The sequence below is a fragment of the Bradyrhizobium sp. USDA 4452 genome (assembly GCF_054063575.1).
Genome location: NZ_JBSSGK010000001.1, coordinates 1,060,294 through 1,082,235 on the forward strand (window position 1 = coordinate 1,060,294; position 21,942 = coordinate 1,082,235).

The 21,942-nt window shown below is 61.1% G+C and carries 14 protein-coding genes; 3 read left to right on the forward strand and 11 right to left on the reverse strand.

Features of this window, described 5'->3' with window-relative positions; translation table 11 throughout:
• The first annotated feature begins 953 nt into the window (after positions 1–953).
• Both ACVISU_RS05350 and ACVISU_RS05355 read left to right on the forward strand, forming a co-directional pair.
• Entirely contained in the window at positions 954–1,391 is a 438-nt protein-coding gene (locus ACVISU_RS05350) for a hypothetical protein (protein WP_050401263.1), read from the forward strand.
• 358 nt (positions 1,392–1,749) lie between these two features.
• Positions 1,750–2,916 (forward strand): GNAT family N-acetyltransferase, encoded by a 1,167-nt coding sequence (locus ACVISU_RS05355; protein ID WP_456706234.1) that lies wholly within the window; start codon positions 1,750–1,752, stop codon positions 2,914–2,916.
• Positions 2,917–2,937: 21 nt separating this feature from the next.
• On the opposite strand, the gene asnB (ACVISU_RS05360) is transcribed toward ACVISU_RS05355, so the two are convergent.
• The 4 genes from asnB (ACVISU_RS05360) to ACVISU_RS05375 form a co-directional block, all read right to left on the reverse strand.
• Positions 2,938–4,605, reverse strand: coding sequence for an asparagine synthase B (gene asnB, locus ACVISU_RS05360; protein ID WP_456706235.1), 1,668 nt, complete (start codon positions 4,603–4,605; stop codon positions 2,938–2,940).
• A gap of 528 nt (positions 4,606–5,133) precedes the next feature.
• Positions 5,134–6,558: an HlyD family type I secretion periplasmic adaptor subunit gene (locus tag ACVISU_RS05365; protein ID WP_456706236.1), complete on the reverse strand. Its 1,425-nt coding sequence runs from the start codon at positions 6,556–6,558 to the stop codon at positions 5,134–5,136.
• Complete coding sequence (locus ACVISU_RS05370; RefSeq protein WP_456706237.1) at positions 6,545–9,289, reverse strand: type I secretion system permease/ATPase; 2,745 nt, start codon at positions 9,287–9,289, stop codon at positions 6,545–6,547. The genes ACVISU_RS05365 and ACVISU_RS05370 overlap by 14 nt, the downstream gene beginning before the upstream one ends.
• Before the next feature lie 494 nt (positions 9,290–9,783).
• The gene (locus ACVISU_RS05375; protein ID WP_456706238.1) at positions 9,784–11,565 is read right to left on the reverse strand and encodes a heparin lyase I family protein; all 1,782 of its coding nucleotides are present in this window, start codon (positions 11,563–11,565) and stop codon (positions 9,784–9,786) included.
• A gap of 876 nt (positions 11,566–12,441) precedes the next feature.
• Here ACVISU_RS05375 and asnB (ACVISU_RS05380) point away from each other — a divergent pair.
• A complete protein-coding gene (gene asnB, locus ACVISU_RS05380) occupies positions 12,442–14,385 on the forward strand; it encodes an asparagine synthase (glutamine-hydrolyzing) (protein WP_456706239.1) in 1,944 nt (647 codons plus the stop codon).
• A gap of 95 nt (positions 14,386–14,480) precedes the next feature.
• On the opposite strand, the gene ACVISU_RS05385 is transcribed toward asnB (ACVISU_RS05380), so the two are convergent.
• From ACVISU_RS05385 to ACVISU_RS05415, 7 genes are all read right to left on the reverse strand, one after another.
• Positions 14,481–15,632 (reverse strand): glycosyltransferase, encoded by a 1,152-nt coding sequence (locus tag ACVISU_RS05385; protein WP_456706240.1) that lies wholly within the window; start codon positions 15,630–15,632, stop codon positions 14,481–14,483.
• Positions 15,633–15,694: 62 nt separating this feature from the next.
• Positions 15,695–16,711, reverse strand: a complete 1,017-nt coding sequence (locus ACVISU_RS05390; protein WP_456706241.1) for a polysaccharide deacetylase family protein — start codon at positions 16,709–16,711, stop codon at positions 15,695–15,697.
• Positions 16,712–16,803: 92 nt separating this feature from the next.
• Positions 16,804–17,757: a glycosyltransferase gene (locus tag ACVISU_RS05395; protein WP_456710760.1), complete on the reverse strand. Its 954-nt coding sequence runs from the start codon at positions 17,755–17,757 to the stop codon at positions 16,804–16,806.
• Positions 17,758–17,783: 26 nt separating this feature from the next.
• Entirely contained in the window at positions 17,784–18,521 is a 738-nt protein-coding gene (locus tag ACVISU_RS05400) for an acyltransferase (RefSeq protein WP_206600777.1), read from the reverse strand.
• A 26-nt stretch (positions 18,522–18,547) separates the two neighbouring features.
• Entirely contained in the window at positions 18,548–19,711 is a 1,164-nt protein-coding gene (locus tag ACVISU_RS05405; RefSeq protein WP_456706242.1) for a DegT/DnrJ/EryC1/StrS family aminotransferase, read from the reverse strand.
• A 41-nt stretch (positions 19,712–19,752) separates the two neighbouring features.
• A complete protein-coding gene (locus ACVISU_RS05410) occupies positions 19,753–20,412 on the reverse strand; it encodes a sugar transferase (RefSeq protein ID WP_050400293.1) in 660 nt (219 codons plus the stop codon).
• Positions 20,399–21,559, reverse strand: coding sequence for a Gfo/Idh/MocA family protein (locus ACVISU_RS05415; RefSeq protein WP_456706243.1), 1,161 nt, complete (start codon positions 21,557–21,559; stop codon positions 20,399–20,401). The genes ACVISU_RS05410 and ACVISU_RS05415 overlap by 14 nt, the downstream gene beginning before the upstream one ends.
• Positions 21,560–21,942 lie beyond the last annotated feature (383 nt).

Sequence of the window (21,942 nt, forward strand, 5' to 3'; positions counted from 1 at the left end):
CATGGGACAATTACGCCACCGCGTGGTTCAGCGGGATACTCTCGAAGCGCGGCTTGCAGAGCGAGCCAGAGAGCTTCGGGACGAAGCTGCAGCGCTCGCCCCCTGTGCCGCCAAGGAAGCGCTGATCAAGCTCGCCCGGTACGCAGAGACAAGTGCACGTTTGAGCGCGAGGCCATCCTCGCCGCGACTCATGCCGAATTGAATGACGGAAACCAATCCCAGGACTGCAGAGCAAGGCCGCCTTATCTGGCGGCCTTCTTCATTTGGTTCTGCCCGGTCCGTTACACCGAGGCTTCATAGCCGACGTCCTCGATCGAGCAGACTGCGCCCGCGTCGCTCGTATCATACGGTAGGGCCAGGAAACTGTTGCGCTCCTGATGAGCGGGGTACCTGCCGCTGCTCCGCCGAAAAGAAACAGCCCCGATCTGGGCGATAGACCGGGGCCGTTACCGGGGTGCGAGACTCAGGGCCTGAACTCACCCCGTCTGAATTACACGGGGTGTTGTTGTCCCAATGATGGTGCGCCAATGGCCTAATCCGCTCCTGCGGGTGGCCTAACTTGGACGGCTCCGACCGTGTCGCTGTCCGTATTCAGCCGCCGTCGGTCAACCTCGACCAATGACTTTACGTCTCTCTCGAATTTCGTCACCAGCATTCTGCAATTGCTGCGGCGCGCTAATACCTTTGCGCCAAGAGGCGACGTGCTGTTGCACCTCTTGGTCGGGACTAGTTCAGAATGGCAATTTGCCGCAGGCGTTTGCCGATTTACCGTGTCCCCAGTCGTGCGGATTGGCGGACACCCACACCCCGACCAGACATATCGTGCGACAAGGGATCGCCGCTCCAGCCTAGGGAGCGACGGTCCCGCCCAGTTGAGGAGCGATCAGCTCACTCGAAAGTGGAGTTTTGGAATAGCAACCCTCACTAGCGCGAAAGCAAGATCGAGGCCCGCGTTGACCAATCGAGACGGCACGCTTGAGCGACAAACCATCAAGGGTTTTCTCGGGATCGAGAGCTCCGATGACGGGCTGGCATTTAGAGTTGATGTTGATGCCGATCATGGCTCGGCCATTTGGACGATTCCATACAAGCACGCGATCTGGTTGGCCCAGGCGATACTGGAGATTTCGCCAGTCGCTGTTGGCAGGCAGACTGCCGGCGGCGCTGTGGAAGGGACCAATCTCGTCGGTGAGCGTCTCAACGTAGAGAGAACCCGCGTGCTTGTGAAGGTGCGCTCCGATCATGCTGCGATCTCCGCTCAGGGCGTCTGGTCGTCCGACCAGACACCGGGCACCACAATTCTGATGGTCGACCAGTCGATCGCCGCAGATCTGGTCGAGCAACTCGGAGCGTTCCTGGTCTCGGCTCAGGCTCTATCTCGACCATCGTAGCCGTTCTCACAATTGCGGAAATGGTGCGCTCAAAGCGCGATGGCTGCCAGAGCGTATCGCGCCGGAGCGCCGGCGCCAGCCGAAAGCTAGCCGCTCGCAGCCCCCTCGGCACAGTCGCGCCGAAGGCGCAAGTCGCGGGAGTAGGTAACCAGAAAGGGTCCGCATATCGGTGGAATTCCAGATATAGTACCGCTATCCGCCCGCCCGAGGCGACGGTCGCAGGCGCCCAATGACGTGACCGCCAGAAGGATACGTGTGTGACCAGGCTCGCCCGATCATGGGACTATGCGCGATCGTTGCAGCAGGGCCCTTGTTCTCTCGTCAAAGCGCGCTTGCGGCCCCGCGGTGTTGAACAAGCATGAGCATGCCCGATGCCGTCACCGATGTGAGCCTGGAGGCCTTGAAGAGCATTGCCTGGCTTGAGACCGCGTGGAAGGAGCTCGAAGCTCGGGCCCCCCACTCGTTCTTTTTGTCTTGGCTCTGGATCGGCACCTGGCTACGGCATATTCCGGATGGCACGCAGCCGCACGTCCTCGTCGCACGGTCGTCAGGCAAGATCGTCGGGTTGGCGATCATTGGCCGGCGGAGAGCCTGGAGTCTTGGGCCGCATGCACGGGCACGTTGGCTGCTCAATGAATCCGGAGATTCCCGTTTCGACCGGCTGTTCATCGAGTGCAACAGCATTCTTGCCGAGCGCCCGGACACCATTATCCCGGCAGGTCTCGACGCGTTGACGTCTCACTTGCGCCGGTCGGACCAGTTGGTGCTTTCCGGAATTGATACTGACCTCGAGTTGGCCGCTTGCCGCGCCGCGGGCCAGGCTGGGCTCGTTAGCGAGGAGAAGCACGCTGACACGGCCCTGTGGGTTGATTTCGCGAAAGTCCGTCAACAAAAGAAGGATTATCGCGCCACGCTGGGCCGCAGCACTCGCCAGGCCGTGAGCCGTGCCATGAGATTGTACGCCGAACGAGGTCCCCTTGAATTCCGGATCATGGAAACGACGAGGGAAGCCTTGGCTGCATTCGATCTGCTGAGCGACTTTCATCGATCGCGATGGGGACGCAAGGGCGCTTTCGGCAATCCGGGCTTCCGCCCGTTCCACGAGGATCTCATCGCGCGCGGAATAGCCACGGGAGCGGTCCGCATCTCACGGACGCTGGTCGGAGGCCAGACGATTGGGGTGGTTTACAACTTCGTGCATGACGGCCGAGTCCTGAACTACCAAAGCGGCTTTCTCTATGAAAGCGATGGCCGGCTCAAGCCCGGACTCGTCAGCCATGTGCTGGCCATCGAGGACAGCGTCGCGCGCGGGGAACGCGGTTACGATTTCCTGGCTGGCGGCGCAGGGCACAAGGCCCACCTAGCAAATAGCGAGTATGCCATGAAGTGGATCGCGATCGGCAGAGACGGTCCTGAACGCCACATCGAGGCGAAGCTCCGCGAGGCCAAACGGACGCTACGAACGATCGTCACGAACCTGCCCAAAAAGAAGCTGCGGCTCTTCGGGGCAGCAAGTGCAAATTGAGCTTCCTGGCCACCCAGCTGCCTAAACGTTATCAATGGCCTCAATATGCACGCCCTTCACCGCCCTTCCAGATGGATCATCCATGCTCGCAAACTGCTGCGACCAGAGGAATGCGGTCGGCGTCGAACACGCGATCGAGGGACCGACCGGGACGGTCAGGCAGGCTGTCGGATTCCTGAAAATGCTGTCGAAGATGGTCCTGTAGAAATATCCCTCCTTCGAGGTCGGCGTCTGCTTCGGAAAGCGCTTGTCCGCCTCCGCGAACATCTGATCCGAGACTTTGCCTTCGGCATGATTCCGCAAGCACTCGATCCAGCTGTACCCGACGCCGTCCGAAAACTGTTCCTTTTGACGCCACAAGATCTCCTGCGGCAACAGGTCGGTAAAAGCCTCCCGCAGTATGCCCTTTTCGATCTTCGCACCGGGGCACATTTTTTCGGCAGGGTTTATCGACATCGCGTAGTCCAGGAATTCCTTGTCCAGGAACGGTACACGCGCTTCGACCCCCCAGGCAGCGGTTGCCTTGTTCGCGCGACAGCAATCGTACCTGCTCAGCGCAAAGAGCTTTCGAACGGTCTCCTCGTGGAATTCTTCCGCTGATGGGGCCATATGGAAGTAGAGATAGCCGCCAAACACCTCGTCGGCGCCCTCCCCAGACAGCACCATCTTGATGCCCATTGCCTTGATCTTGCGCGCCATCAGATACATCGGCGTGCCGGCACGAATGGTGGTGACATCGAAGGTTTCCAGATGCCGGATCACATCGGGCAATGCGTCCAACCCGTCCTGCACGGTGAATACAACTTCATGATGGACCGTGCCGATGTGAGCCGCCACCTTACGGGCATACTTCATGTCGGGCGAATTTTCCAAGCCCACGGAGAACGAGTGCAGCCTTGGCCACCAGGCCTCCTCGGTCTCGCCAGACTCGATCCGTTTGAAGCGGTGCCGCGCCGCGAGCGCTGCGATGAGCGAGGAATCGAGCCCACCAGAAATAAGTACCCCGTAGGGTACGTCGCACATCATTTGCTGTTTGACTGCGGTTTCGAGCGAAGTCCGGAGCTCGTGCAACGACGCCTTCTTTGTTGGAAATGCATGCGCCCACTCCGGATCGTACCACCGAACGAATTCGCGGGCTTTGCCGCTATAGTAATGTCCCGGCGGAAACTCCTGGATCGTCTCGCACACCGGATCGAGAGCTTTCATTTCGCTGGCGACATACGTCACGCCGTCCCCGCTCCATCCGATATAAAGCGGCACGATGCCGATGTGGTCCCGGGCGACGAAGAACTCGCCGGTACGTTCGTCGAAGAGGGCAAACGCAAAAATGCCGCTCAGCATCTTGCACAGAGCCGGTCCGTACTCCTCGTAGAGATACAGGATAATCTCGCAGTCTGATTTCGTTCTCCAATCGTGCGGCCGCTTCAGTGCGTCGCGCAGGGCGACATGGTTGTAGATCTCTCCGTTCACAGCCAAGGCCCGCCCGGCGACGACGTCGAGGAGGGGCTGAGCTCCGTGCTCTACGTCGACGATGGAAAGCCGTTCGTGCGCGAGCATCGCGCGTTCGCTGGAATAAATGCCACTCCAGTCCGGCCCACGGTGCCTGACCGTCTTTGCCATTTCCAGCGCCCGGTTGCGCGCAGATTCAAACGGTTCTTTGAATTCGAATATGCCGACGAAGCCGCACAAGGTGACTAGCCCCTCCGATGCCGGCTGATCTATCCCGCCACAATCAGCGATCCCTAACAGTGGCATTGAATTCGCAAGCTGAACAGCACACCATCCGAAGTAACCAGAATGCGTTGAGAGGTTGCCCGGAGGTAGGCGCCGTGCCGCGCCTTCAGAGCGGCGACGAGATCGGTATACGGCAGACGATGCCGACGAACATTCCGGCGGAGCGAGGTGCCCCCGGCGTGGCGTAGAGATTGTTCGCGGCGGATACCTCGCGCGCCGTGCCTATGTGTCAGGGTGTCCGAACGGATCCCGTGATCTGCGGGACAGTGAATGAGGCCCAGCCTCGATTGCCCGCAGACGAGAATGCCTGGTCGCTGGGCCGCTCAACAACGACGCCAAAAGCTGTTGCCTCAACGTCTGAGCTGCGATGCGCCGACCCGGATCGCGTCACCGTCGATCCGGGCCTTTCCAACTTCCGCATTGGGCCTGCCTAGCGCCCGGCTTGGTCCGGCGGCACAAGGCCTCGCCTAGCAAGACGGCTGCTTACCGTTCCCGCAACGCTTCCTGCTTGTACTTCGCCAGCGGCGAGAGCAGATAGCTGATGATCCTGCGCGTACCCGTCTTGATCTCGACCGTCACCGCCATGCCCGGACTGAGCTTGACCAGCTTGTCCTCCACTTGCATGTGGGTCCGGTCAAGCGAAACCCGCGCAGCATATTCCAGCTCCTGACCTTTCGGCTCGCTGCTGCTCGACGTGGCGCCCGACGGGCGGTCATTCGCCCCCTGCATCTTGTCGCGCGTGATGGCATCCGTCGACACGCTGAGCACGTCGCCATGGAGCAGTCCGTAACGCGTGAAGTTGAAGGTATCGATCTTGATCTCCGCCGCCTGCCCCGGATGGACGAACCCGATGTCGCGGTTGGAGAGCATGGCCTCGATCTCAAGCTGACTTTCGCTGGGGACCACCACTGCGAGCGCCTGAGCCGGGGTCACCACGCCGCCCACCGTATGGACGGCAAGCTGCTGCACGACCCCGTCGACCGGCGCGGTCAGACGCTGGAGCTTGGTGCGCCGATCCGCCTTGATCACCTCCTGCGCCGCGCTCGCAGCCTTCTGCTCGGCCTTCGCAAGCGCATCATAGGTCGCGCGGCGATACTCCGCGGCAGCCTTTTCCTTGGTTTCCTTCAGAAGCGCGATCGCCGCATCGGCTTCGCGCAGCCGGCTCTTCTGCAGCACGAGATCCTGCTGCATGGCGACCAGCTCCTGATACTCGGACAGATAGACGACCTTGGAAGCCAAGGCCTTTTCGACGAGGCCCTTGCGGATGTCGACCCTCTCCTGCAGCACGGGAATGGTTGCTTCCAGCTTGGCAACACTCGCCGATGTCGTCTCCCGCTCCGCCTCCTTCTGCCCTTGCTGCCGTTCGATCTCAGAAAGCTTGGCATTCTGCTCGGCGCGCTCGCTGATCAGGAACTGGCGATGCATCTCGATATCGGCGGCGCTGGCGTTCTGCGGAGCACGGAAGGCTGCGAGCGGATCGGGCGCGAGTGCCGCCCGCAATCGCGCTGCGTTGAGTTCGGCCGCCAGCAGATCGCTCTTCTGGCGCTCCTGGTCGGCTTCAGTCATCGTCGGATCGAGCTCGATCAGAACGTCACCGGCCTTCACGCTCTGGCCGTCGCGGACCTTGATGGCGCGGACCACACCGGTTTCGAACGGCTGGATCAGCTTGGTGCGGCCGCCGGGCACGATCTTGCCGGTCGCCGTGGCGACGATATCAACGCTGCCGAGCGTCGCCCACAAGAGCGCGATGCAGAACATTGCGATGATGCTCGCTCCGATCGCACGCCCGATCGGTGACGGCGGCGATTCGGCGATTTCGAGCGCCGCCGGCAGAAATGCCAGCTCGTGCTCCCGGCGCCGGAGTTCGCGCCTCGGAAACGGGACGATATTGCGACTAGCGGACGTCATGGATACCAGCCTGCAGGTAATGAAGGTTCGCGTAACGGCCATTGGTCTGGATCAGCTCATCATGGCTGCCGTCCTCGACGATGCGGCCATGCTCGAGCGTGATGATCCGGTCGGCATTGCGCACGGTCGACAACCGGTGAGCGATAACGATGACGGTCCGGCCGGCGGAAATCCGCCTCATGTTCTGCTGGATCGCGCGCTCGCTCTCGTAATCCAGCGCGCTGGTCGCCTCGTCGAAAATCAGGATGCGCGGATCGGTGATCAGCGCGCGCGCGATTGCGATACGCTGGCGCTGTCCGCCGGACAGGCTGCTACCGCGCTCGCCCACGATGGTGTCGTAACCCTCGGGCAGCTCCAGGATGAAGTCGTGCGCGCCGGCCAGCATTGCCGCCTCGATGACGCGTTCCATCGACATGGTCGGATCGGTCAGTGCGATGTTGTCCCGGATCGTGCAGTTGAACAGCACGTTTTCCTGCAGCACGACGCCGATCTGGCGCCGCAGCCAGCTCAGGTCGACCATTGCGAGGTCGACGCCATCGACCAGTACGCGTCCGCTCTCCGGAACATAGAGACGCTGGATCAGCTTGGTGATGGTGCTCTTGCCCGACCCCGACGAGCCCACGATGCCGATGACCTGGCCCGGCTCGATGCTGAACGACACGTCGTGCAGCACCTCGGGGCCGTCGATGCGATAGCGGAACGTCGCGTGCTCGAACCTCACCTGGCCGCGGATCGGCGGCAAGGCGGCGCGGGACGGAGTGAAGCTCGGCTCCGGAATGGTGTTGAGGATGTCGCCGAGACGATCGATCGACAGACGGGCCTGGTGGAAGTCCTGCCAGACCTGCGCAAGCCGCAGCACCGGCGTGCTGACGCGCGCGGCCAGCATGTTGAACGCGACGAGTTCGCCGACAGTCAGCTCTCCGCCAATCACCAGCCGCGCGCCGAAGTAAAGGGTCGCGGCGATGACCAGCTTGTTGATCATCTGAACGGCCTGGCTCGCCGTGTTGTTCAGGCTGAGCACACGGAAGCTTGCGGCTACATAGCCGGCGAGCTGCTCTTCCCAGCGGCGTTGCATCTGCGGCTCGACCGCCATGGCCTTCAAGGTCTCGACGCCGGTGACGCTTTCGACCAGGAAGGCTTGATTCTCGGAGCCGCGATTGAACTTTTCATCGAGGCGCGCGCGGAACAGCGGCGCGGCTCCCGCCGATATGCCGATGTAGAACGGGAAGGACGCGAGCACGATCCAGGTCAACGTCGTCGAGTAGTAGAACATCACGACAAGGAAGACGACCGTGAAAAGAAGGTCGATGACCAGCGTGAGCGCCGAACTCGTCAGGAACTGGCGGATATTCTCCAGCTCCCGGACACGGGCTACCGAATCCCCGACGCGGCGAGTCTGGAAATAGGCGATCGGCAGTGCCATCAGGTGGCGAAACAGCCTGGCACCGAGCTCGACATCGATACGGTTTGTCGTATGCGCGAACAGATAGACGCGCAGCGTCTCGAGAATGGCTTCGAACACAGTCAACACGACGAGGCCGATGACCAGAACGTCGAGCGTGCTCATGCTTCGATGCACCAGCACCTTGTCGATCACCACCTGGAAGAACAACGGTGAGACGACGGCGAAGATCTGAAGGAAGAACGACGCCGCCAGCACTTCGCTGAGCAGACGGCGATACTTTTGCATGGCGCCGACGAACCAGGCGATATCGAAGCGTCGCGCGAGATCAGTCAGGCCGGCGCGCCGGGCCATCAGAATGAGGCCACCATCCCAGATGGCCTCGAGCTGGGCCTGGGAAAGCGTTTCAGGGCGCGGAGACAGCGGGCGCTGAACGAGAAGCTTGCCGTCGATGAGCTTGCCGAGAATCAGGAAGCTGCCGTCGCGCAGCAGTGCAATTCCCGGCAGCGGCGTGACTGCAAGTCTGTCCCAACTGGTCCGCTGCACCCTCGCCTTGAGCCCGAACTCCTTGGCGCAGCGCAGGATTTCAGTAACGCCGAGGCGCGCCGCGCCGACCCGGTGGTGGATTTGGCCCGGGTCGGCAGCGATTCCGTGGCAACGCAGCAAGATCGCGAGCGCAATGAGCCCGGATTCATCGGCGTCTTCGGGGTCGATGCTCGCGGCCGTGGATCCGGTATCCGCTGCCTCGTTCGCAACATCGGCGGAAGCTGCAAAACGCGACCGCATGCCGGACGCCTTCGTCAGCAAGGTATCGCGGGCCTTCGTCGAGCCGTCGCGGACACGCATCAGAAGGCCACCGGCGCGGCGCATCAGGCCGGCACCCAGGCCAACTGCTCGGGCGCGGATGTCGGCAATCGCGTGACGTGCGCGGTGCGCGAGGCCCTGTGAGCCGGGCGAGATCAAGCCGCCATCCCAGATCGCTTCAAATTCGGCGCGCGTCATCCGCCGCGGATGCGACGAGGTCGGGTGCAGCACAAGCGCCACCTGGTCCTCGATTTTTCCTAGAAGCAAAAATCCGCCGTCACGCAGCGATGCGATCCCAGGCAACTGGATGCCCGCCAGCCGCGGCCAATCCATCGTCGTTGCACGGACTTTGACCCCGAATTCGTGCGCGCAGCGAAGCATTGCGCGGATGCCTATCCCATCGTCTCCGCAGCGATCGCGGAGCTGATCGGGTTCAGTGTTCACGCCATGAAGGCGCAGGAACAGAGCCAGCGCTCGAAACCCCAGATCTGATGGTGCGTGGGCATTTCCGTTCTGGATCGCCATTTCGTTACTCTACTCCTCGCGGCTAGCGGCCGCGTTCGTGGTCCTTTGCATGCACATGGAATTCCAATGACGCCTATCCGAGGATATGCGACACACGCGTGCTCGCAGCCAAAACGGCGCAAGCAATCATCAGAGCGTTAGGGCCTCGAACCGCGAGGAGATTTCAGCGCGACGGGATATTTGAAATTGCCCCCCCGACTGGCTGAGCAGGTTGGTTAACGAGCAAAAATGGCGAAAAAACTTTCGAATTGTGGATTTATGCATACGCAGGTTGTGCCCGAAAACTGACCTAAACTCAGGCGTTTTACGCTCACAATGAAGTATCGAATCGGAATCCTTGCGACGATTGTCCGCCAAACGGCGGCGGCCGGCAACTCTCCGTTGTGGATTGGTTTTTCAGCCTCCCCTTCGCTGCGCCCGCCAATCTTGCCGCGTACCGCCCAAAAATTGACGGTGCCGCACCCGGGCGCAAGGTGCCCGGGTGCGGCAGGTCGTCAGTGGTGCGGCTTCGTCAGGAACGCGTTCTGCACCCAGGCGGCGCCGTTCGAAACGGCCGCCGCGATCTGACCGCCGTCGACCCGACCAGAGCTACCCGCCAGATACTGGTTCAGCAGCGCGAAGCTATGGCTTGCGTGGGACCCCTTGGCCGCATCGTAATTCGCCAAAGAGGTGGTCTGCGGCACGGTAGCTGCCAGCGTGTTGCTGGCCGAGCTCAGGTGATGGTGGTGCCCATGGGCCTGGCTTGTCGTGCTCCCTGAGCCCGTCGTGCTCCCCGAGCTCGTGGACGGCCGAGGATCCGTTACGGTGATGGTCTGCGGCGTCGCCGACGTCACAGCGCCGGTAGCCGGATCGGTCGCGCTCGCCGTCAGGGTGAGAGTCGCGACCGGATGAGAATTGCCGCGGTAGTAGGATGTCAGCGTCAATCCGCTGGCGACCTGCGCAGAGCTCAGCGTGATGTCGCCACCGCTGAACGTCGTACCATCGCCGGTCGTGATCGTCTCATATCTCGGCAGCCCTTTGATGTTCAGGCTGACTTTATCGTTGGGATCGGTCGTGGACAGCGTTGTCCCCAGGTCGACATGACCACCTCTGCCGTTCACCGTGAGCGAAGTGTCCGCGACGGAGAGCACCGGCGTAGTCACCGTCGGCGTCGACGGAGTTGTCGGAGTGGTCGGCGTCGTCGGTGTGGTTGGCTGCGTCGGCATGATGGGCGTGTTCGAGATCTGGAGACCGGAGAACGTCTTCACCGCGCCCGAGAGATCAGCGGCAAGTCCTCCGGAATCCTTGATGCTCACGCCGCTCGCGAGATTGACGCCGGTGATGGCGAGCGCCGAGGTGTTGGTATTCGTCGACGCGACCGTCGTCTGGAAGGTTAGCGTATTTGTCCCGGAGCCACCAACATAGGTGGCGCTGGCACCATCATTGAGCGACAGCGTCGGCTTGCCTGTGACGGTCACGGCCTCGCTCAAGGTGAGCGTCAACGTGACGACATCACCGACATGCTCGGTTCCGGTGCCCGGCGAAGCGGACGCCTGCGTCACCGTCGGTGCGACGTTCGGGGTGGTCGGCTGCGTCGGTGTGGTCGGCTGCGTCGGCGCCGACGTCGCCGCCGATCCCGTCAACAGCGTCATGTTTCGGTAATCGACCGCAACGGTCTCCGGCGCCGTCGAGCGATAGACCCCGTACTCCCAATTGGTGGCCTGCCCATAGCCCAAGGGGCCGCTGTAGTTCACGACCTGGGTCCCGTTGATCGAGACCTTCAAATACCCGCCACCGGTGTTCGAGACGTCGGCCTGTATTTGAATGTTGTTGTACACGCCCGTCTTGATCGGATTGGGATCAGTCCAGAGCGTAAGCATCTGCACATTGCCGGCCCCGTTGCTCGGATCCTGGCCCGGCTGGACATATCTGGCGACGACCTGCAGATGATCGCCGACAAGCTGGATCGCAAACGGCGGCGAGGTGCCGACGCCGCTCGCGTTATCATCATTGTGCATCTGGCCGACGATGAACCAGCCATCTGCCGTATTCGTAAATGACCCGTTGGGGCCATTTGCCTCCACCATGAACTGATAGTTCAAGTTGATCGGAGTGCCGCCCGGAATGTTGCCCGCGCCTGACACCTCGGAGCGGTCGACAGACGAGTCGTCGTACCAGGCATGATCACCCTGGTGGACCTCGAAGCGCAGAGTTTGCGGGTCAGGATTGGTCAGGCTGTAGCTCGTGCTCGCATCCTGCACGCCGTAGACGTCGCCCCCGATCGAAAACCTCGTCATCGGTGTGGAAGAAAATGATGTGATTGTCCCAGTCGTATCCAATTCAGGCCTCCATGGGTCGAAGAGATGCTTCTCTTTGACGCTTACAAGGGAATTTACGGCCGCAGCGCGAAGGCGCGCGACATACCACGCACTCGCAACGCCTACGCCACGAGCGGATTTCCGATGCATCGCAGGATCAACTGCGTGCACATTCCAATGCAGTGCGAATCGCCCATCCCCAACTGCTGGGTCGGCTGGTTAATGAGCGAGTATGGCAAAAAAATTTTCTAAAATGGCGATAGTTTGAAACTGCAAAGCCGGCGGCGCAGGTGGCATGTACTTGTCGTTGCAGCCAAATTCCGCGTCATGGCAGTGACGGAGCAAAAAAGTTCTCCACTGATCAAATCCATCTCGGCAAGCGCCATCGCGAATGCTGCAGGTCGCGCAACAAAGCACGATCGAGTCGCAAACACTGCGGATCGCGGAGCGCTCGCAAACCGCGCCCACCATAATCAGTTCGACCGGGCGCCGTCGGCAGGCTCTTCCGCGTCGCGGTGATCCTTGCCGCCCGTTCGCGCCGCATCGGTAGCGGCACGATCAGCCGCAGACGAAACAAAACGTTCGAGGCCTATCATTCAGACCTTGCGCAACCCGAATTCGGTTGCGCCACATCTCGCTTGAGCGGGTCCGCTCGTCGCTGGATGAAATCCGGTCCGCTTCTGCTGGCCGAGGCCGCGCCGGAAAAGATCCTCAGCATCTTCGCTGGGTCGAACATCACACGTCGCGGCGGAGCGCGCTGCGCAGCGACCTCGCGGCCAAGTCGAGAGGACAATATGACGCAATCTCCAAGGATTACTCCGCCTTACCCATTGAGGGTCATCCGCGGCCACAGCAATGTCCGGAAACAAGAAGCTGGCAGGGATCATGTGCGGGATTTTTGGCTGGGCACTTCGGGGAAAGCACCGACAAGATTACGACACTCTTGTCCGCCTCACCAACCTCATGAAGCACAGGGGCCCCGACGGCGCCGGCTACTGGCAAGGCGACACTGCCGGCGGATGCCATCAAATCAGCTTGGGGCATAGGCGTCTCTCGATCATCGATCTCGAGGGCGGCGCCCAGCCGATGTGGAGCGCTGATGGCTCGATCGGTCTCGTACTCAACGGAGAGATCTATAACTACGTTGAGTTGCGCGAGGAACTCGTCTCTCTCGGACATGCTTTTCGTACGTCCTCCGATACGGAAGTGCTGATCGAAGCCTACCGGGCATGGGGACTGGACTCGATCAGGCGTTTCCGCGGCATGTTCGCGTTCGGGCTATGGGATGCGAGGACCCAACAGCTTGTCCTGGCACGCGACCCGTTCGGCAAGAAGCCGCTGTTCATGGCCGAGCACTCAGGTCTTTTGTTCGCCTCGGAAATCGCCCCCCTGCTCAAGTTCCCGGGCATGAATACCCGGATCGACCCGCATGCCGTCGGGCATTATCTCCTCAATCGATATGTCCCCGGACCCGGGACATTCTTTCAAGCCGTGCGCAAGCTTCCCCCGGGCTGCTACCTGGTGTGGCGCGAAGGACGCACGAGCATCGCCCGGTACTTCGTACCGCCGTTGGCGACGGCAGAACCCGATATCACGGACTTCGGCGAGGCGGTCCGGTTGTTCAAGGCGACATTCGATGATGCGGTGCGCATGCGCACGCGGAGCGACGTTGCGTTTGGAGCATACTTGTCTGGCGGAATCGATTCGTCTGCCGTCGTTGCCGCTATGGTCCGTCATAGCCCTGAGCGCGTGCGGACCTTCTCAGTCGGCTTTCGTGAAGCCGGCTACTCCGAGCTTGATCACGCCCGCAGCATTGCCCGTCAATTCGACACCAATCACGAGGAAATCGTGCTGGAGCCGCACGACTTCCTGAAGAGCTGGCCGACCGCCGTGCTGCGGCGCGGCGCCCCTGCGGCCGAGCCGGCCGATATTCCAGTTATGATGCTGTCGCACATGGCCTCGAGCAGCGTGAAAATGGTCCTTACTGGAGAAGGAGCGGACGAACTTCTGGGCGGCTATCCCAAACATCGAGCCGAGTTGTGGATCGAACTCTACCAACGACTGGTTCCGCAGGCCGTTCACGACCGCATCATATCACCGGCAATGCGTGCGCTGCCGTACGATATGCGTCGCGCCAAGATCCTGTCTGCTGCAGCGGGCGAGCGGGATTGGCCGAGCCGGATGCAACTCTGGTTTGGCGGCGTCTCGCTTAACGAACGGGACCGCATTGTCGGACGCGCCCTGCCCGTAGCGCCGCCCGATTCCCATCCGTTCTCAATGGCCGTCGGGTCGAATGTCCGGCGAACGCTGTTCTTCGATCAGACGTCGTGGCTACCCGACAACCTCCTTGAACGTGCTGACCGAATGATGATGGCGGGCTCAATTGAGGGCAGGATGCCATTCATGGACACCAGTCTCGCCAGGCTCGTGGCGCGGTTTCCGGACAGCTTCCTGGTCGGTCGGAGCGGCGGCAAGTCCGTACTGCGAGCCGCGATGCAGCACGCTCTTCCACCGGGGATTCTGACGCGCAAGAAGATCGGATTCCGCGTGCCAATCGAGGAGTGGTTTCGCGGTCCTTATCGCGAATTCATCTCCGATTTGCTGGTATGCGACGGTGCGCGCGTGGCATCCTTCTGCAACAGGGATGTCTTGAGGCAGCTGGTCAACGAGCATCTTGCCCGCCGTCAAAACCACGAAAAGGTGCTTTGGTCGCTGGCCAACCTGGAGCTGTTCTTGCGCGCCTTCGAGCCGTCCAGTCTGGAAACTCTGGCGAGGCATTCTGTTCGGGAGCCGATTTGAACACCCAGGACACGGTCGATACCGCGATCGGAACCAAGCACAACATTAGACCGGGGCTTGGCCAGACGTTGCCGCGAATGAGAACGACCAAGCGATCAATCGACCATATCGCTCGTGGTCGCGCCGTGCCATGTCGCGCGCGCTCTCTTGCATGCCACTTTCCGATAAAGGCAGAGATATGCATCGCGCATCGCATCAAGTGAGAATGTCGTTTCAACGCGCCGACGTCCCGCGGCACCCAAACGATCGGCGAGTTCAGCATCGTCGAGCAGTTTAAGCACACGATCGGTCAAAGCGCCGGCGTCATGACTCGGTACAAGAAAGCCGGTCTGCCCCTCCACAACCAACTCGGAAGTGCCCCCGTCGTCCGTTGCCACGACCGGCTTACCCAATGCCATGCATTCGGTGATTGCGTTGGAAATGCCCTCCCCGTGCAAACGGCTATTGGTGGCGAGAACACCGACGGTGAAGAGATTGGCGATGCTCTCTATGTCGTTCTGCCGCCCCAGGAACTTTATGCGATGCGAATGTTCGGTCGGAATGCTAGCGCGTACCTGCTCCAGCGTTGCACCGCTGCCGACAGCCAAAAACGTTACATCCTCCCGAAGACGGCAAATGCGGCACGCCATCTCAACGAAGGTCGCATAGTCCTTTCTGGGTGTGAAGTTGGCGACCATCCCGACAATATGGGGCGTCGCAATCCCCAGAATGGCGCGAAGCTCGGTCTCATTCTTCAGGTTCGAGACCCTTTCCGGACTGAACCCGTTGTAGATGCATAGACCTTTGCGCTCGGGAATCCCGTAGGCCGCCAGGCCTGCGCGCGAGTTGGCAACAACAACATCGGAGAACGGGATCGTCAGCTTGCCTCTCAAGTACCCCTCAGTCCACAGCGTCATATGCGAGGGCGCATCTCGCACGAACCCATTTACGAAAGCGGTCCCGCACACCTTCGTAAGCGGCGCCGCATAGATCGAGCACATCGAGCCCCACGAGTGGACGATATCGATTTTCAGGTCGGAGACCAGCTCATACAAGCGCTTGAAAAGGCGCAAATCCTTCTTGCCTCTCCGATTGAGCTGAATGACTTGCGCATGTTCTCGATCAATTTCGAGGCAGACCTCGTCCTTGTCCATGACAGCGACGAATGACTCTATGTCGCGGTGAGCGGCAAGTCCTTTCAGCAATTCGACGACTTGTCGTTCCTTCCCTCCCGGGCCGAGACGTTCGATAAGGTGCAATATGCGCATCTCGACGCCCTCCCGAGTGAACTGAGTAAGTCCACCTCGCAGTGAGTGATTCAGCGCAACATTCAACGTTGCGACCCCAGAAGCATATGAGCTGCCGATTGAATGCCGCTGATGCGCGCCTCGAATCTGGCTGTCGTATCGAATTGCCCTCCAACGCCGATGCGAGGAAGCGCAAAATGATCCGATTTCGTATCAGACAGGTGCCCATGCCGCGTCGTCACTGCGGTTGAAAAGCCGATGTCCTTTGCAAAGCCCGCTTCCCTGGGGCCACATGCCTTGGAGTCACCGTAAGGATAAGCAAAGTGCTGGACCGGCAGCTGCAGCAATTGCTCCAGATAGCGGCGGTTATCTGCCATCTCAGCCCGTGCGGACTCGGTATCAAGGCACGACAAGGCGGCATGCGAGTCGGTGTGCCCGCCGATCGACACCAGAGGATGCCGCGCCAAGCCTTGAAGCTCGCGCTCATCCAGAAAATAGGCTTCATTTAAGGCCGACAACGACAAACCTGCCTTGTTGAACGTTGGAGCAAGCATTCCGATCCGGTTGTAGTCTTGATGAATCCACTCAGTCACCTCGTTCAAACCCGCCATCTTTTCGCGTAGTCGGGGGCAATGGACTCGCCGGTCCATCGCATCGATCGTTACGGTGTCTTCCGAGCGAAACATTTCACGCAAACCCAGCCACCAGGCCTGCAGCGTCCGTTTCGGCGCGCCAGTGGGAACGTAGATCGTGAACGGAGCGTTGTATCGCTCGAGAATTGGAAGCGCGGTCGCGACATTGTCCCGGTAGCCGTCGTCAAAGGTAAGCACCGCATAGCGGCCGCCCGCCCCCGAATCTGACGCCAATCGATCGAGACACGTCGCTAGGCTCACAATCTCCCACCCTTCTTGCCGCAGCCAATTGAGCGAATATTCAAAGAGGGCGACTGAAGTCCCGGTCATCAGTTCCGAGCGGCTATCCTGCTGGATCTCGTGGAACATTAGAATAGCCGCCCGGCCGGCAAAGATCTTGCGGAATGCCGGCGTCAGGCCAGACCAACGGGCCATTTCGATCATGCCGTTCGTGAGAACCTGCTTCACTCCAGCTCACCCTGTGAACAACGGCCCCCGCGTCGCGCTGGCCAAAGCGGCGCCCGAGGCAAACGACGTTTGCTCCGCGAAGCTCCTCGCCATTATCCGCTCCGCAGCAAGCGCCCGCCCTGCGCCCTTGCCCTAAAGCTGGAGATGACGTCGGCATATACCGCGACGATCCTTTCCACGGTGAGTGCCTGATCGTATCTCGCCACGGCCGCCCGCCCCTTAAACTCGCCGCTCAGCGACCAATCAAAGGCATCTCGCAGGCTGCGGGCAATCGTGCCGGCGTCCGGTGGACATATCCACGTCCCCGCGATGCCGTTCAACTGCTCACGGACGTCGCCGACATCGGTCGACACCACCGGAAGATTGCACCCCAGCGCTTCCTTGATGGAGGTCGGTGACCCCTCATAGTCCGAGCTGAGAAGCAGGGCGTTTGCCGCGCTGTAGTACCAGGGCATTTCCTCGTTCGGCACATTGATGACAGTCATCAACTGCGCGTCGACGCCTTCCTGCACCAGCCGGTCGACCGACGCGCGTGCCAGGTCATATCGCTTCTCAGGGCGTGCCGGATCGAACGGAAACAGGACGATGAATTTGTCGTTGGGCCATCGCAGCCGCGCCCGCGCTTCGTGGCGATCGTACGGCTTGAATACGCCGAGATTGACCCCGCAAGGAATCACGATTCCGGGAATCCGCTTCCGCATCTCCTCGGACACGACGACAATGGCGTCGGCGAAATGCGACACCAGTTGCGTGGACAGCCCTTCAAGGACATTCCCAAGTACGTCGGTCCCGTGCAGCGTGATGACGAGCGGCGCCCGCAGCCGAAACATCGCGGGATAGGCCGAATATCCATAGTGAGCATGGACGATGTCGTATGTCGTCACGCCTGTCATTCGCACGACGTCAAAGGCGCCCTTCAGATAGTTCAGCTTGGACCGGGAGCCCACAATATTGATTACGTCGACCGTGTGGCCGAACCGGCGCAGCTGCTCTACCTGCTGGTACACGAAGGCTCCGGAGCCTGGTCTCTCCGGGCTCGGATACATATTGGTGACACAGAGCACCCTCACGCCTACTCCCCCGAGGCCGTGGCAGTGCCGCCGGCCCCGTTGAGCTTTCGTCGGATTTCCGCAGGGACGCCGGTCACGAGCGTGTTGTCAGGCACGTCCTTCGTCACCACTGCGCCGGCGCCGACGATAGCGCCAATACCGACTCTGACGCCCGGCAGGAGATTGGCTCCCACGCCGATCGCCGCCCCGCGCGCGATAGTGGGCCCAAGCATCGGCGAGCCGTCGTAGCCGTTCCGGCCGATCGCGTTGTCGTTCGAGGTACCGACGCAACCCGAGATGAACACGTCGTCTTCGATCCTCATGTTGCCGGCCAGCCAGGTGTGATCCTGCACCCGGACGCGGTCGCCAATGCGCGTGTTGTAATTGACCGTAACGTAACGTCCGACAACCGTCTTCGAGCCGATCCGCGACTGTTCACGGATCGAGGCCCCGTCACCGATCAGCGTCCCCGCGCCGAGCGAGACGTCGTAGAAAATGACCGCGTGAGGTCCGATCGAACAATCTGCGCCGATATCGATCCATGCTTCAAAATGCGGTGCCCGCGACAGCGCGCCGGCCCCCTTGGGCACCTTCCCGATATAGGCTCCCGGGAAGATCTCGACGTTGTCCCCTATTCTCGCGCCGCTCTCGATCACGACATGCGGGTGAATGACCACCCTGTTGCCGATCGTGACATCTGATCGCACCACGGCGAACTCGGCGATCACTACATCCACGCCGATCGCCTCGGTCTCGACCACGGCCCGTGAACTAATCCGGTTCATCCTCACACCTTCCCGCCGTCGGCGTGCATCGCGACGGGCCTCCGCTGCAGTTCCTGGTGGCTGTCGCGGTCCGCAACGGCAAGCACAGTCGCGGCGATACGGCGCACCTGGTCGCGCGTGAGCTCGGGGAACATCGGTAGCGACAATGATCGAGCGGCCATCGCTTCGCAGCAGGGCAGGTCTCCCTGCTTGTAGCCGAGATAGGCGAACGCTGGCTGTAGATGCAGCGGCAACGGATAGTGGATTCCGCTCGCCACGCCGACCTCGTCGAGCCGCTTGCGCATTGCGTCCCGCTCGTTCGTGGTGATCACGTACAAGTGGTAGACGTGCGTGGATCCCGTTCGGACGAACGGTGTCTCGATGCCCGGGTGTCTCAATTCCGCAGTATACCACTCCGCAGCACGCCGCCGATGCTCGTTCCACTCGTCCAGGCGCCGGAGCTTGACCTGCAGAACTGCAGCCTGGAGAGCATCGAGCCGACTGTTGAAGCCGACCTCGGCGTGATGGTAGTGGGTCGTTCGACCGTGATCGCGCAACCGTTCGATCCGCTCGGCAATCGCTGCATTGTTTGTGGTGACGGCTCCCCCATCACCGTATGCCCCGAGGTTCTTTCCCGGGTAGAACGAAAAGCAGGCTACGTCGCCAAGCGCCCCGGTTCGGATCCCGTGATACTCCGCTCCATGCGCCTGGGCTGCGTCCTCAATCACAAAGAGGCCGCGCCGCCGTGCGATGTCCTTGATCGGGCCCATGTCGGCCGGCTGGCCAAAGAGGTGAACTGGAACGATCGCCTTGGTGCGACTGGTCAGGGCGCGCTCGATCATCCCCGGATCGATCGTCTGGGTATCCGGATCGATATCGACGAATACCGGCTGCGCTCCTGTCGCTACGATTGCCGCAGCGGTGGCGATGAAGGTATGGGCGGTCGTAATGACCTCGTCGCCTTGACCAACACCCAAAGCCCGCAGCGCAAGATGAAGCGCGTCCGTGCCGCTCGCCACGCCACGCGCATAGGACACCTGGCAAAACGCGGCAAAATCTCTTTCGAACGACGCAACCGCTTCGCCGCCGATGAACTGCGTGGATTCGAGAACACCGCGAATTGCGTCGGCCACCTCGTCCTTTAGCGTCGCATATTGTGCCTTGAGATCTACGAACGGAATTTTCATTTTCCAGCCTCACCAGGATTCATTTCTATCACTCGAAAATCTCATCGAGCACCACGGCCCCGCAGCACCGCGGGAACCGTCAGGGCAATCAGCTTCAGATCGGTCCACACCGTCCAGTTCATTGCATACTCGACGTCCATCTCGAGCATCGCGTCCGGGCCCAGGCGACCACGGCCGCGAACCTGACAAAGTCCGGTAATGCCGGGCTTCACGATATGCCGTTGATGATGCCAGTCGCGGAAGTACGCGAGTTCATAGGGAATCGCGGGCCGCGGACCGACGATACTCATTTCGCCTCGCAATACGTTGACCAGTTGCGGCAGTTCGTCGACGCTGGTTCTCCGCAGCAACCGCCCCACGCGCGTCACGCGAGGATCATCTGTCAGCTTGTATGGCGCATCCGGATCGTTCGAGAGGACCTCCTTCGCCCAAACCCGCCGGATCGCGTCGCGATGGATGTTTTCGTCGGCGTTGTGATAAAGCGTCCGGAACTTGAGGCAATTGAAGGGCTTCTCGTCTCGTCCGACCCGGCGCTGGCAAAAGATCGCCGGCCCGGGACTGTCGAGGCGGATCGCGATCCACACCGCTACGAGAAACGGGGCCAGCAAGAGGATCGCGGTGACGCTCACAGCGATGTCAAGCGCCCGCTTAACGAATTCCCGCGGGCTCGCCTTCCATCGCAAGGCTTCATCTAACGACAATTTCCGCAGCCCCCGCCGACGCGTTCCGCCGCAGAAACGCCGGTTGATGTGTTCCGTTGCCACGGTGCTCCTGGTTGAGGCGCAGACATTCCGATGCAGCTTCGAGCGCTTCGACGACGCGCAAGCCATGCGCTCCGTTCGCAACGGGCTGCGTCCCGGTCTTGATTGCGTTGACGAAGTCGAGCAACTCGAGCTTCAGCGGCTCGCTGCTGGATATCGCGGGGATATGAACGTCGCCATGGTGATAAGCCGACTGGAAGTCGGCGTATGAATCTCCGTTGATCCGCGGCCTGAAGCGCTTCTGGTAAACGCGGACCTTCTCGGACGGCTCGACGTCGTCGAACACCAGCATCGCATCGCTTCCGACGACCGTGATCTGGCGCACCTTGACAGGGTCCAACCATGAAACATGCACATGGGCGGTTGGCCCGCTCTTGAAGCCCAACTTGGCGTAAACGACATCCTCGACGTCCGGCAGAACGTGCGCGCAGCCCCAGGCGCCGATGTTGTGCGCGACCTCCTCGAGCAGGAAGAAGATGATCGAGAGGTCATGCGGCGCCAAATCCCACAGGACATTGGCATCGGGCCGGTAGAGACCGAGATTCAGGCGCCGCGAGTCGATGTAGTAGAGCTCGCCGAGAGAGCCGCTCCGGATCATCTGGCGCATGACACCCACCGCCGGATGGTACTCGAACGTGTGCCCGACCATCAGCACGCGCTTCCGTTCTTCGGCCATCGCGATCAGTTCGCGGCAATGCGCGCTCGTCATGGCCAACGGCTTTTCGACGAGCGCGTGCTTTCCCGCGTTCAGCGCTGCCCGCGCCAACTCAAAGTGAGTCACCGCCGGGGTCGCTATGATCACCCCATCGATCGAAGGATCATCCAGAATCGCGTCGAAATCGCGCGAAACAGCGACCGACGGATACTGTGATTTTACATATTCCAGTCTGTCAGCCCGCGTGTCGGCGGCCATCGACACCCTTGCGCCGATATCGTGGCCAACGCGGATGTGTTTTGCGCCCCAGTAGCCGCAACCGATGACGGCGAGCGACGGGCCGGATTTTGCGGCATGAATTTCCGCGCCGGCGGTTTGGTCCTGAATACCAATCAGGCCCGGAACAAGCTTGGAATATAATTGGTTCGACATGTTTGTCACGATCACGCCAGAGGAAAGCAAGAGTGAATGTCAGTATCCTCACGAGCACGGTTATCTCGCCATGTTGGCTCCCTGTTTGAAGGCCTTAGCGTGCGTTCGTGCAGGATATCCGCTCGGGCGCGCACGCCGCTGTAGAACTCGGATTATGGCGCACGCCCATCGGGGGTACCCCGGCCCCTGCGCGGACTGCGGGCGAGCTTCGCCCGCAGCGCAATGGCCGCACCGGGTGCATCAAGGAGTTGCGGCACCGCGTTGTAATTCATGAATTTTTTGACTTGCAGCGCCGGTCGCACGTGCCGACGGAGATCGGCTCGGCGCCGTCGTCCCTCGTTACGGCTGCCCGCCCGTCCCACGTGCGGAACTGGCCCCCGGCA